This window comes from Streptomyces rubrogriseus (assembly GCF_027947575.1).
Taxonomy (GTDB): Bacteria; Actinomycetota; Actinomycetes; order Streptomycetales; family Streptomycetaceae; genus Streptomyces; species Streptomyces rubrogriseus.
On sequence record NZ_CP116256.1, the window covers coordinates 1,974,760 to 1,987,568 of the forward strand.

The 12,809-nt window shown below is 71.2% G+C and carries 11 protein-coding genes; 5 read left to right on the plus strand and 6 right to left on the minus strand.

Annotated elements, in window-relative coordinates; all coding sequences use genetic code 11:
• Nucleotides 1-130 precede the first annotated feature (130 nt).
• The 3 genes from Sru02f_RS08615 to Sru02f_RS08625 form a co-directional block, all read right to left on the minus strand.
• Nucleotides 131-931 carry a DsbA family protein gene (locus tag Sru02f_RS08615; protein ID WP_109032105.1) on the minus strand — a complete coding sequence of 267 codons (801 nt, stop codon included), beginning with the start codon at nt 929-931 and terminating at the stop codon, nt 131-133.
• A 100-nt stretch (nt 932-1,031) separates the two neighbouring features.
• A complete protein-coding gene (locus tag Sru02f_RS08620; protein ID WP_109031842.1) occupies nt 1,032-1,742 on the minus strand; it encodes a hypothetical protein in 711 nt (236 codons plus the stop codon).
• 86 nt (nt 1,743-1,828) lie between these two features.
• A complete protein-coding gene (locus Sru02f_RS08625) occupies nt 1,829-3,169 on the minus strand; it encodes a DUF2252 domain-containing protein (RefSeq protein ID WP_109031843.1) in 1,341 nt (446 codons plus the stop codon).
• Nucleotides 3,170-3,371: 202 nt separating this feature from the next.
• Between Sru02f_RS08625 and dnaE the strand changes: the two genes are divergently transcribed.
• A complete protein-coding gene (gene dnaE, locus Sru02f_RS08630) occupies nt 3,372-6,911 on the plus strand; it encodes a DNA polymerase III subunit alpha (RefSeq protein WP_109031844.1) in 3,540 nt (1,179 codons plus the stop codon).
• A 66-nt stretch (nt 6,912-6,977) separates the two neighbouring features.
• Here dnaE and Sru02f_RS08635 read toward each other — a convergent pair whose 3' ends face one another.
• On the minus strand, nt 6,978-7,145 hold the full coding sequence (locus Sru02f_RS08635; RefSeq protein ID WP_003976752.1) for a hypothetical protein: 168 nt from the start codon (nt 7,143-7,145) through the stop codon (nt 6,978-6,980).
• A gap of 224 nt (nt 7,146-7,369) precedes the next feature.
• Here Sru02f_RS08635 and Sru02f_RS08640 point away from each other — a divergent pair, with 224 nt between their 5' ends.
• The 4 genes from Sru02f_RS08640 (at nt 7,370) to Sru02f_RS08655 (ending at nt 11,405) form a co-directional block, all read left to right on the plus strand.
• Nucleotides 7,370-8,581 carry an NYN domain-containing protein gene (locus Sru02f_RS08640; RefSeq protein ID WP_109032106.1) on the plus strand — a complete coding sequence of 404 codons (1,212 nt, stop codon included), beginning with the start codon at nt 7,370-7,372 and terminating at the stop codon, nt 8,579-8,581.
• A gap of 166 nt (nt 8,582-8,747) precedes the next feature.
• On the plus strand, nt 8,748-9,722 hold the full coding sequence (locus Sru02f_RS08645) for an ABC transporter ATP-binding protein (RefSeq protein WP_109031845.1): 975 nt from the start codon (nt 8,748-8,750) through the stop codon (nt 9,720-9,722).
• A 107-nt stretch (nt 9,723-9,829) separates the two neighbouring features.
• Nucleotides 9,830-10,654, plus strand: a complete 825-nt coding sequence (locus Sru02f_RS08650) for an ABC transporter permease (RefSeq protein ID WP_109031846.1) — start codon at nt 9,830-9,832, stop codon at nt 10,652-10,654.
• Nucleotides 10,655-10,688: 34 nt separating this feature from the next.
• Nucleotides 10,689-11,405, plus strand: coding sequence for an AAA family ATPase (locus Sru02f_RS08655; protein WP_109031847.1), 717 nt, complete (start codon nt 10,689-10,691; stop codon nt 11,403-11,405).
• 131 nt (nt 11,406-11,536) lie between these two features.
• Here the strand turns inward: Sru02f_RS08655 and ybaK are convergent, their stop codons facing one another.
• Nucleotides 11,537-12,046 (minus strand): Cys-tRNA(Pro) deacylase, encoded by a 510-nt coding sequence (gene ybaK / locus Sru02f_RS08660; RefSeq protein ID WP_109031848.1) that lies wholly within the window; start codon nt 12,044-12,046, stop codon nt 11,537-11,539.
• A gap of 13 nt (nt 12,047-12,059) precedes the next feature.
• Complete coding sequence (locus tag Sru02f_RS08665; protein WP_109031849.1) at nt 12,060-12,800, minus strand: LON peptidase substrate-binding domain-containing protein; 741 nt, start codon at nt 12,798-12,800, stop codon at nt 12,060-12,062.
• Nucleotides 12,801-12,809 lie beyond the last annotated feature (9 nt).

Consider the following 12,809-nt stretch of genomic DNA (forward strand, 5'->3'; position numbering starts at 1 on the left):
GCCGATCAGGTTACTGATCGGTACGCGCGCGAGTGGGCGAACTCGCAAAAGTTCGCCCACTCGTCGGACGGCGATCACCGGAACCGGCCACCGGGGCCGGTCACCCGGGACCGGCGGCGGGATCAGCGGGTCACTTGGTGACGCCCGCGTCCTTCAGCGCCTTCTGCCACGCGTCGGGCGTGCTCGGGGTCTCGACCACCTTGTCGTTGATCTTGATGGTCGGGGTCGACTCGACGCCCTCGGCCTTGTCGAAGGACTTGCTCATCCGCATCGCCCAGGCGTCGTAGGTGCCCTTCTCCACGGCGTCCTGGAACTTCTTGTTGCCCTTCAGGGCGTCGACCGAGTCCGCCACCTTGATCAGGTAGTCGTCCTTGGCGAACTCGTCGGTCGACTCCTCGGGGTGGTACTTCGTGGAGTAGAGCGCGGTCTTGTAGTCGACGAACGCCTCGGGGCTGACGTTCAGCGCGGCGCCGAGCGCGCTCAGCGCGTTCTTGGAGCCCTCGCCGCCCAGGTTGCCGTCGAGGAAGGTGCCGACGGTGAAGGAGAGCTTGTAGTCGCCGTCCTCCATGCCCTTGTTGACGGTCTCGCCGATGCTCTGCTCCATCGCCGCGCAGCCCGGGCAGCGCGGGTCCTCGTAGAGGTGGATGACGTTGTCGGACTTGGACTCGCCGATGACGACGGTGGTGCCGTCCTTGCCGGAGGTGTTGGCCGGGGCCACCACCTTCGCCTCGGCGGCCTTGTCCCAGCCGCTGGGCTTGTTGCCCTGCACGACGGCGTAGCTGATGCCGCCGGCTATCGCCAGCACGCCGACGATGGAGGCGGCCACGATGACCTGGCGCCTGACCTTGTCGCGCTTGGCCTGGCGCTCGCGCTCCTGGCGCAGGCGCTCACGGGCCGCCGTCTTCGCCGCCTGGCTGTTCCGCTTGCTCATGATGGTGATCTCTCCGGGGACGCGCACACGGGGGTGTGCGGAAGTTCGTATGGGGGGACTGCCGTGCTCGGTGTGCTCGTGCGACTCGGCCGGTGCCGGGTCAGACGAGGGTGGCCACCGGGCACGGCGGTCCGCGACGTCCCAGGGAGTGCGTGAGGATCCGCTCGCGGGCACCGGCGGCGCGGCGGGCCGGGGGAGCCGGGCGGCGCACCGCCGGGGCCCGGCGCACGCCCACGGCGGCGACGGCGAGCAGCAGCGGCCGGAAGGTGGTCGCGGCCACCGCGCCGAGCAGCTGGGCCAGCGCCCGCTCGCCGCGCCGCAGCCAGGCCGCCGCCAGCAGCCCGACCCCGACGTGCGCGCCGAGCAGCAGCCAGGCGGTGCCGGGGTCGGCCTGGGCCAGCACCGACGCCATCCGGTCGGTCTCGGCCCCGGTCACCCGGGTCAGCGGCGCGGTCACCCCGGCGTGGATGCCGGTCCCGTCGCCGCACAGCACGTCGAAGCCGACCGAACGCAGCGGGCCCGCGACCGGGCCGCCCGCCCGGCCGTAGCAGACGTGCTGGCCGGTGGTGAAGACCGTGTCGGCGGCCAGCTCCAGCGGGATCAGCAGGGCGGCGATCCGCCCGAAGCCGCGCTCGCGCCGCCCGGCCAGGGCGTACGCGATCAGGAACACGGCGGCCGCGACGGCGGCCACCGTGGGCAGCGGCAGCGGAACCCCGGACAGCAGCACGTGCGACGCGGTGCTGAGAGTCACGGCGAGTGCCGTGAACAGCGCCGCGCGTACGGCTCTGAGCGGGGTTCCGGATATGTCCATAGCAGTAGAAGAGTGTGTCACGGGGTCCGGTAAGGGACCCCTAAAGGGTTCCTGTGAGACGGCCGACGGTTACCGAACCGGAATGGTCACAGACCCGGGATCCGGCCGTTGCGGAACAGGTCGACGAAGGTCTGGTGGTCGCCGCGCGCGCGTGCGCCGTAGCGGTGCGCGAAGTCGACCAGCAGCGGCGCGAAGCCCTCCTCGTCGGCCGCGATCGCCGCGTCGATGGCCCGCTCCGTGGAGAACGGCACCAGGGACTCCCCGGACTGGTCGTCGGCCGCCGCGTGCATGGTCGCGGTGGCCCGGCCCAGGTCGGCGACGACCTCGGCGATCTCCTCCGGGTCGTCGATGTCGCCCCAGTCCAGGTCGACCGCGTACGGCGAGACCTCGGCGACCAGCTGTCCGGCGCCGTCCAGCTCGGTCCAGCCCAGCCACGGGTCGGCGTGCGCCTGGAGGGCGCGCTGGGAGATCACCGTGCGGTGGCCCTCGTGCCGGAAGTAGTCCCGGATGGCCTGGTCGGTGATGTGCCGGGAGACGGCCGGGGTCTGGGCCTGCTTGATGTAGATCACGACGTCGTTCTCCAACGCGTCGCTGTTGCCCTCCAGGAGGATGTTGTACGAGGGCAGGCCGGCCGAGCCGATGCCGATGCCCCGGCGGCCGACGACGTCCTTCACCCGGTAGGAGTCGGGGCGGGCCAGGGAGGACTCGGGGAGCGTCTCCAGGTAGCCGTCGAAGGCCGCGAGCACCTTGTAGCGCGTGGCGGCGTCCAGCTCGATGGAGCCGCCGCCGGGGGCGAAGCGGCGCTCGAAGTCACGGATCTCGGTCATCGAGTCCAGCAGCCCGAAGCGGGTCAGCGAGCGGGCCACCCGCAGCGCGCCGAGCAGCGGGCCCTCCGCGGTGTCCAGCGTGAAGGGCGGCACCTCGTCGCTCTTGGCGCCGGTGGCCAGGGCGTGGATCCGCTCGCGGTACGCGCCCGCGTACACCCGCACCAGCTCGGTGATCTGCTCGTCGCTGAACGCCTTCGCGTACCCGATCAGCGCGACGGAGGCGGCGAAGCGCTTGAGGTCCCAGGTGAACGGGCCGACGTAGGCCTCGTCGAAGTCGTTGACGTTGAAGATCAGCCGGCCGGTGGAGTCCATGTACGTGCCGAAGTTCTCCGCGTGGAGGTCGCCGTGGATCCACACCCGGGAGGTCCGCTCGTCCAGGTAGGCGCCGCCGTGCTGATCACCGAAGTCCGGATCCTCGGTCAAATCGCGGTAAAAGAGACCAGCGGTGCCGCGGTAGAACGCGAAGGCGGAGGCCGCCATCTTCCGGAACTTCACTCGGAACGCCGCGGGATCCGCGGCCAGCAGCTGGCCGAAGGCGGTGTCGAAGACGGCGAGGATCTCCTCGCCGCGGTGCTCCTCGTTGAGCTGCGGGACCGACATGCCTGGTGCCTCCTGGTGCGGGTGGTGCCTCACGGATGGAGCGGATCTCCACTCGGGCCAACGTTCGAAGGGGTGCGGGAGTGCCCGCCCCAGAAGGTACGCGTGGTGGCCCTCGGAGTGTCAGTGCAGAGGCATAGACTTCGACGCTGACCCCCCGGATCGACCGCCGCCAGTCGACCCCAGTTTTCCCAGGAGGCCGCACGTGTCAAAGCCGCCGTTCACGCACCTGCACGTCCACACCCAGTACTCGCTGCTGGACGGTGCCGCGCGGCTCAAGGACATGTTCGAGGCGTGCAACGAGATGGGCATGTCGCACATCGCCATGTCCGACCACGGCAACCTGCACGGGGCGTACGACTTCTTCCACTCCGCGAAGAAGGCCGGAGTCACCCCGATCATCGGGATCGAGGCGTACGTCGCGCCCGAGTCCCGGCGCAACAAGCGCAAGATCCAGTGGGGCCAGCCGCACCAGAAGCGGGACGACGTCTCGGGTTCGGGCGGTTACACCCACAAGACCATGTGGGCGACGAACAGCACCGGCCTGCACAACCTCTTCCGCCTCTCCTCCGACGCGTACGCCGAGGGCTGGCTGCAGAAGTGGCCGCGGATGGACAAGGAGACCATCAGCCAGTGGTCCGAGGGCATCGTCGCCTCCACCGGCTGCCCCTCCGGCGAGGTGCAGACCCGGCTGCGCCTCGGCCACTTCGACGAGGCCCTGAAGGCCGCCGCCGACTACCAGGACATCTTCGGCAAGGACCGGTACTTCCTGGAGCTGATGGACCACGGCATCGAGATCGAGCACCGGGTCCGCGACGGACTCCTGGAGATCGGCAGGAAGCTCGGCATCCCGCCGCTGGTGACGAACGACTCGCACTACACCTACGCGCACGAGGCGACCGCCCACGACGCCCTGCTGTGCATCCAGACCGGCAAGAACCTCTCCGACCCGGACCGCTTCCGCTTCGACGGCACCGGCTACTACCTGAAGTCGACGGACGAGATGTACGCCATCGACTCCTCCGACGCCTGGCAGGAGGGCTGCGCCAACACGCGCCTGATCGCCGAGATGATCGACACCACCGGCATGTTCGAGAAGCGCGACCTCATGCCGAAGTTCGACATCCCCGAGGGCTTCACGGAGATCACCTGGTTCCAGGAGGAGGTCCGCCGCGGCATGGAGCGCCGCTTCTCGGGCCAGGTCCCCGAGGACCGCCAGAAGCAGGCCGAGTACGAGATGGACGTCATCATCCAGATGGGGTTCCCGGGGTACTTCCTGGTGGTCGCCGACTTCATCATGTGGGCCAAGAACCAGGGCATCGCGGTCGGCCCCGGCCGAGGCTCCGCGGCCGGCTCGATCGTGGCCTACGCGATGGGCATCACCGACCTCGACCCCATCCCGCACGGCCTGATCTTCGAGCGGTTCCTCAACCCCGAGCGCGTCTCCATGCCCGACGTCGACATCGACTTCGACGAGCGCCGGCGCGTCGAGGTGATCAGGTACGTGACGGAGAAGTACGGCGCCGACAAGGTCGCCATGATCGGCACCTACGGCAAGATCAAGGCGAAGAACGCCATCAAGGACTCCGCGCGCGTGCTGGGCTACCCGTACGCGATGGGCGACCGGCTGACCAAGGCCATGCCCGCCGACGTCCTCGGCAAGGGCATCGACCTCAACGGCATCACCGACCCGACGCACCCGCGCTACAGCGAGGCCGGCGAGATCCGCTCGATGTACGAGAGCGAGCCCGACGTCAAGAAGGTCATCGACACCGCCAAGGGCGTCGAGGGCCTGGTCCGGCAGATGGGCGTGCACGCGGCCGGCGTGATCATGTCCAGCGAGCCCATCGTCGACCACGCCCCGATCTGGGTCCGGCACACGGACGGCGTGACCATCACGCAGTGGGACTACCCGCAGTGCGAGTCGCTCGGCCTGCTGAAGATGGACTTCCTCGGCCTGCGCAACCTCACGATCATGGACGACGCCGTCAAGATGGTGAAGTCCAACAAGGGCATCGACCTCGACCTGCTGTCGCTGCCGCTGGACGACCCCACGACCTTCGAACTGCTCCAGCGCGGCGACACGCTCGGCGTCTTCCAGTTCGACGGCGGCCCGATGCGCTCCCTGCTGCGGCTGATGAAGCCCGACAACTTCGAGGACATCTCCGCCGTCTCCGCGCTCTACCGCCCCGGCCCCATGGGCATGGACTCGCACACCAACTACGCGCTGCGCAAGAACGGCCTCCAGGAGATCACGCCGATCCACAAGGAGCTGGAGGAGCCCCTCCAGGAGGTCCTCGCGGTCACCTACGGCCTGATCGTCTATCAGGAGCAGGTGCAGAAGGCCGCCCAGATCATCGCGGGTTACTCGCTCGGCGAGGCCGACATCCTGCGCCGCGTGATGGGCAAGAAGAAGCCCGACGAACTGGCGAAGAACTTCGTCCTCTTCCAGGCCGGAGCCAGGAAGAACGGCTACAGCGACGAGGCCATCCAGGCCCTGTGGGACGTGCTGGTCCCCTTCGCCGGCTACGCCTTCAACAAGGCGCACTCGGCCGCCTACGGCCTGGTCTCGTACTGGACCGGCTACCTGAAGGCGAACTACCCGGCCGAGTACATGGCCGCCCTGCTCACCTCGGTCAAGGACGACAAGGACAAGTCGGCCGTCTACCTGAACGAGTGCCGGCGCATGGGCATCAAGGTGCTGCCGCCCAACGTCAACGAGTCCATGTCGAACTTCGCCGCCCAGGGCGACGACGTGATCCTCTTCGGCCTCTCCGCCGTGCGCAACGTCGGCACCAACGTCGTCGAGTCGATCATCAAGTGCCGCAAGGCCAAGGGGAAGTACGCGTCCTTCCCCGACTACCTGGACAAGGTGGAGGCGGTCGTCTGCAACAAGCGGACGACGGAGTCGCTGATCAAGGCGGGCGCCTTCGACGAGATGGGACACACCCGCAAGGGCCTCACCGCGCAGTACGAACCGATGATCGACAACGTGGTCGCGGTCAAGCGCAAGGAGGCCGAGGGCCAGTTCGACCTCTTCGGCGGCATGGGCGACGAGCAGAGCGACGAGCCCGGCTTCGGACTCGACGTGGTCTTCGGCGAGGACGAGTGGGACAAGACCTATCTGCTCGCCCAGGAGCGGGAGATGCTCGGTCTCTACGTCTCCGACCACCCGCTCTTCGGCCTGGAGCACGTGCTGTCCGACAAGGCCGACGCGGGCATCTCCCAGCTCACCGGCGGTGACTTCGGCGACGGCGCGGTCGTCACCATCGGCGGCATCATCTCGGGCCTCCAGCGCAAGATGACCAAGCAGGGCAACGCCTGGGCCATCGCCACCGTGGAGGACCTGGCCGGCTCGCTGGAGTGCATGTTCTTCCCGGCGACGTACCAGCTGGTGTCCACGCAACTGGTCGAGGACGCCGTGGTGTTCGTCAAGGGGCGCCTCGACAAGCGGGAGGACGTGCCCCGGCTGGTCGCGATGGAGCTGATGATCCCCGACCTGTCCAACGCGGGCACCAACGCCCCCGTCGTCCTCACCATCCCGGCGACCCGCATCACGCCGCCGATGGTCAGCAGGCTCGGTGAGATCCTCACCCACCACCGGGGCGACAGCGAGGTGCGGATCAAGCTCCAGGGGCCGACGAAGACGACGGTGCTGCGCCTGGACCGGCACCGGGTGAAGCCCGATCCGGCGCTGTTCGGCGACCTGAAGGTGCTGCTCGGGCCGTCCTGCCTGGCCGGCTGAGCGGCACCCCGGACCACGACGAGCGAGGGCGCACCCGGTTGCCGGGTGCGCCCTTCGTCGTGGCTGTCAGTTGTGGCCGAAGCGCTTGTTCCGCTTGCGGGCGGCCGCGTCGCCGGGCGTCGTCAGCTGCGGGGAGTGCTGCTCCTCGCGGTCCAGTACGGCCGACTCGGCGGCCTGCGGGGAGCGCTCGGCCTGCGGGTGCTTACGATCACGGTTGTTCTTGTTCTTGGCCATGGTGATCTACCTCCTGAGGGGGATCTAGGGGCCAGGGCCGGAACCAGATTCACATAGGCCAACAAAGAACGCATATCGGGCAATTACCGTCCGTGACGCGGTCCGAGCGGTCGCGGGGTGTCGAAACGCCACGCCGAAGATCGAGTTCGGGCCGTTAACCTCCGCGTGGTCGGGCAGACTCGAAGGAAGCCCGAAGCAAACCTCCCGGAAAGAGGGTGGACCGCGTGGACCGCTGCATCGTCCTGGTGGACGCCGGGTATCTGCTGGGGGCCGCCGCGAGTCTCCTGGCGGGGGAACCCTCGCGTTCGCGCATCACCGTCGATCACTCCGCCCTCATCCAGGGGTTGCGCGACCGCGCCGAGTCCGACACGCAACAGCCCCTGCTGCGCATCTACTGGTTCGACGGCGCCCCCGACCGCGTCCCGCAGCCCGAACACCGGCGGTTGCGCGTGATGCCCAGGGTCACCGTCCGGCTCGGTGCGCTCACCCGCAGTGACGGGCGGTGGGCGCAGAAGGGCGTGGACGCCGCCATGCACGCCGAACTGACCGAACTGGCCCGCAACCGCGCCTGTTCCGACGTCGTCCTGGTGACCGGCGACGGCGACCTGCTGCCCGGGATGATGGCCGCCAAGGAGCACGGCGTCGCCGTCCACCTGTGGGCCGTGCAGGCCGCCGACGGCGACTACAACCAGTCCGAGGACCTGGTCGCCGAGGCCGACGAACGCCGCGTCCTGGACCGTACGTGGATCACCAAGGCCGTGCGCGCCAAGGAACTCGGCGGCATCTGCGCGCCGCCGCCCGTACCCCGCCCCGAGATCGCCGCGATCCTCTCCGCGCCGCTGCCCGAGTCCGCTCTCTCCGCCGCCCAGCGCCCCGCCGAGGCGCCCGAACACCCCACCACGGCCGCCGCGGGACCGACCGGCACCGAGGAACGGGTACCGCCCGCCAAGGGCGTCCCCACCCCCAAGGACCTCGCCGCCCTGCGCGCCCCCGGCGCGCACCCCGCCCCGCAGCCGACCAACGCCACCCTGCGCTGGTCCTCCGACAAGGGCTGGGTCGACCGGCCCGCCGCCGAGCCCGCCGAGGCCGCCACCCTGCCGACGCTGGCCCAGCTCACCACGGCCGAGCAGCGCTGGGCCGACCGCGAGGAGGACATCACCACGGTCGGCGGCGACCCGTACGAGGTGGGGCAGGTCTTCGCCCGGCGCTGGCTGGAACGGCTCGGCGACCACGGCCACCTGCAGAAACTGTCCGGGATGTACCCGCGCATCCCGCACCGCGTCGACGGTGAGCTGCTGCGCTACGCGGCCCGCTTCGGGCTGCTCGCGCACAAGGACGACCAGATCGACGAGCACGACCGGTACGCCATCCGGGCCGGGTTCTGGCGGGAGATCGACGTGCGCACGGCGACCGAACGCACGCCCGCCGCCGAGTGAGACGCCCCGGCGCCCCCGGTGCTTCCCGGCGCTCCCGGGCCGAACCGACACCTGCTGAATCGACACTTATGGGCGGACCCGGGAGCGGGCCGAGGGGACCGACCCCGTAGTCTCCTCCCTTGTGAGTACGCGCGCGGCACAGGCACCTCGACCCGGTGGCGATGCCGTGTGCGTGGTGCGCTCACTGACCAAGACCTATCCGGCGGTGCGCGGCAGGCGCGGGGTACCCGCCACCCCCGAGGTGCGGGCCACCGACGACGTCACCCTGGACATCCGCCGCGGTGAGATCTTCGGTCTGCTCGGACCCAACGGTGCCGGCAAGTCCACCCTCGTCCGCCAGCTCACCGGGCTGATGCGGCCCGACGGCGGCAGCGTGGAGATCCTCGGGCACGACATCGTGCGCCACCCGGAGCGGGCCGCGCGGATCCTCGCCTACCTGGGGCAGGAGTCCAGCGCCCTGGACGAGCTGACCGTGTCGCTCGCCGCCGAGACCACCGGGCGGCTGCGCGGCCTCGAGGTGCGCCGGGCCCGCGCCGAGCGGGACGCCGTGCTCGAGGAACTGGGCCTGACCGGGCTCGCCGCCCGCCCGATCAAGAAGCTCTCCGGCGGCCAGCGCCGCCTGGCCTGCTTCGCCGCCGCACTGGTGGGGGAGCGGCCGCTGCTCGTGCTGGACGAGCCGACCACCGGCATGGACCCGGTGGCCCGGCGCGCGGTGTGGTCGGCCGTCGACCGGCGGCGCGCCGAGCACGGCGCCACCGTGCTGCTCGTCACCCACAACGTCATCGAGGCCGAGACCGTGCTCGACCGGGTCGCCGTCCTCGACCGGGGACGCGTGATCGCCTGCGACACGCCCGCCGGGCTCAAGGAGCAGGTCGCCGGAGAGGTCCGCGTCGACCTGGTGTGGCGCGAGAGCGCGCCGCTGAACGTCCCGGAGGTCGCCGCCCTGCGCGACCGCGTCGTCGAGTCGGGGCGCCGCTGGACCCTGCGGCTGGCCCCCGAGGAGGCCCGCGCGGTCGTCGCCACCGTCACCGGCGGCGCCGCCTTCGCCGCCCTGGACGACTTCACCCTGGCCACGCCCAGCCTGGAGGACGTGTACCTGGCGCTGGGCGGCGCCGCGCGGCAGGGGCTGGTGAGGACGTGAGCACGCGAGCGATGAGAACACCGGCTGCCGCATCCGTACCCGTCGGGGCGAGTGCCCCCGCCCGGGCGACCGCTTCGAACGACCCGAGCGAAGGGGAGCTGCGCGACGTGAGTGTCGTACCCGCCGATGCCCTGCGGGGTGCCGCCCCGGCGGCCGAGGGGCGGCGCGCGGCCGGTCCGGCCGAGCTGGGGCCGAAGGCACGGCTGTGGCCCTCGCTGGTGGCCGTGTACCGGGCGCAGCTGTCCCGGGCGCGGGTCGCGCGCATCCCGCTGCTGTTCGTGGCGACCTTCCAGTCCATCGGCATCATGATCCTGATGCGCGGCGTCGTGGACGGCGGCGGCGAGGCACGGGCCGTGGTCGCCGGATCCGCGGTGCTCGTCGTGGCCTTCGTCGCGCTGAACCTCCTCGCCCAGTACTTCGGCCAGCTGCGCGCCAGCGGCGGCCTCGACCACTACGCGACGCTGCCGGTTCCGCCGGCCGCGGTGGTGCTGGGCGCGGCGGGCGCCTACGCGTCCTTCACCGTGCCCGGGACCGTGGTGACCGCGGTGTTCGGATGTCTGCTGTTCGGGCTGCCGATGACCCACCTGTGGGTGCTGGTGGCCGTGATCCCGCTGGCGGGCGCCGCCCTCGCGGGGCTGGGCGCGGCGCTGGGGCTGCTGGCCCCCCGGCCCGAGTTCGCCACCCTCCTCGGCCAGCTCGGCATGTCGGCGGCCCTGCTGCTCGGCGTGCTGCCCCCGGAACGGATGCCGCAGGTGGTCCGCCTGGCCCGGGACCTGCTGCCCTCCACGTACGGCGTGGAGGCCTTCGCGCGCACCTTCGGCGAGCGGCCCGACTGGGGCTTCGTCCTCGGCGACCTCGCGGTGTGCGCCGCGGTCGGGGTGATCTCGCTGGCCGTGGCCACCTGGGCGTACCGCCGGGCCGCCGTCCGGTGACGCGCCGCACAGGCGGGTTTGGCACGATGGCACGGTGACCGCACCCTTGACCCCGCCACCGCCGCCGAACGAACGCCCGTCGTACCAGGGCGGGCCGGTGGCGCCGCCCGTCGGCGCACACGCGGTGGGAGCCGCGCCCGGCGGTTCCCACGACCCTTACGGCACGTACGGCGAACAGGACGGCCCCGGGATGTTGACCGAAGTGCGGCAGGCCGCCGTGACCGCGCTGGCTGTCGCGCTCTCCGGTGCGCTGCTGGGCGTGCTGTGGTGGAAGCTGGCACCGAGCGTGCCGCTGGTGGGTGAGATCCTCGACGACAGCTGGGTCGTCTACCTCAAGGACTCCGAGGGCGAGCAGGCGATCGGCGTCGACGGAACGTTCACGCTGCTCGCGCTGGCGTTCGGGGCGCTCAGCGCGGTCGTGGTGTTCCTGCTGCGGCGGCGCGGGGGCGTGCCGCTGGTGGTGGCCCTCGGTGTCGGCGGGCTGCTCGGATCGCTGCTGGCGTGGCGGCTCGGGGTGTGGCTCGGGCCGACCCAGGACGTGATCGCGCACGCGAAGGACGTCGGCAAAGGGGTGACGTTCTCCGCTCCGCTCAAGCTGGGCGCCAAGGGCGCGCTGCTGGCCTGGTCGCTCGCGGCACTGGTGGTCCACCTGGGGCTGACGGGACTGTTCGGGCCCCGGGACCCGGAGCCGGACCCCTGGCCCGCACCGGGGCAGTACCCGTCGGCGCCGTACGGGGACAAGCCGGCCTAGGCCGGGCGGCGGCCGTGGTTCGCCCGGCCCTTCCTGGTGCGCCACCGGCGTTTGCGTGTTCGCTTCGACATGTCCTGTCTGATTAGCCGACATTGGGACATCCGTCGAGAGGTCCCGCACGTCCGCTCGGCTCAGGTACGCCCGACCGGCGCCAGTACCGCGTCCGTGAGCCTGGCCAGGTCGTCGGGGGACAGCTCGACCTCCAGGCCGCGGCGGCCCGCCGAGACGCAGATCGTGGCGTGCCCGGAGGCCGACGCGTCCAGGACCGTCGCCAGCCGCTTGCGCTGGCCCAGCGGGGAGATGCCGCCGCGCACATAGCCCGTGGTGCGCTCGGCCAGGGCCGGGTCGGCCATCGCCGCGCGCTTGCCGCCCACCGCCGCCGCCAGCGCCTTGAGGTCCAGCTGGCCCGCCACCGGCACCACCGCGACCGTGAGGGCGCCGTCGACGTCGGCCACCAGCGTCTTGAACACCCGCTCCGGCGACACACCCATCGCCTCGGCCGCCTCCTCGCCGTAGGACGGGTGGGCCGGGTCGTGCTCGTAGGCGTGGACCGTGTACGCCACCCCGGCCGCCGTGAGCGCCACCGTCGCGGGCGTGCCGCCCGGCTGCTGCTTCTTCGCCTTGCTCGGCTTCTTCGCCATGCGGGCCAGTACCTCAGTTGAGACTCGTCGGGCCGCGCGTCAGTTCCTGCGCGGGCAGGGACGGCAGCGTACGGATGATGGCGGTCTCCGAGCGAAGGAGTTTCAGCTCGTCCCGCAGCCGCGAGGCGGTGTCCGGGGCCTGGAGCAGGCGCTGCTTCGTCGGCGTGTCCAGCATCATCGCGGCGGCGACCAGGTAGGAGACCACACCCGGTTCGTCCGGCAGGTCGGCGCCGGTCGCCAGTGACCGTTCGCGGGCCCCCGCCAGCCGCTTCTGGTACTGCCGGAAGGACCGCAGCACGCCCTCCGCCAGGGCGCCCGCCTCGTCGCCCGGCTCCTCGGGCAGCGGCTCCAGCTCGGCCGTCAGGAACGGCCCCGAGGCCTCCACCGAGAGCAGCCGCATCCGGGTCGTGCCGGTCGCCAGCACCTCGAAGGTGCCGTCGGCCCGCTCCCGGACCGTCGCCGCGTCCGCGACACAGCCCACCTTGTGGAACGCCTTGAGCGGGTCGGCCCCGAACCCGGCGGTCGGCCCGCGCTCGAGGGCGGCCGTGGGATCGGGCAGGCCGGGGGCGGTCTGGGCCACCTCGAAGCCGTCGCGGATCGCCACGACGGCGAACCGGCGTGGTTCGTCCTCGGGGGTCTTCAGCAACTCGCGCATCATGGCGCGATAGCGCTCCTCGAAGATGTTGAGCGGGAGCACCAGCCCCGGGAACAGGACCGAGTTCAGGGGGAAGAGGGGGAGCCGGACGGTGGTCACGACGCAGAA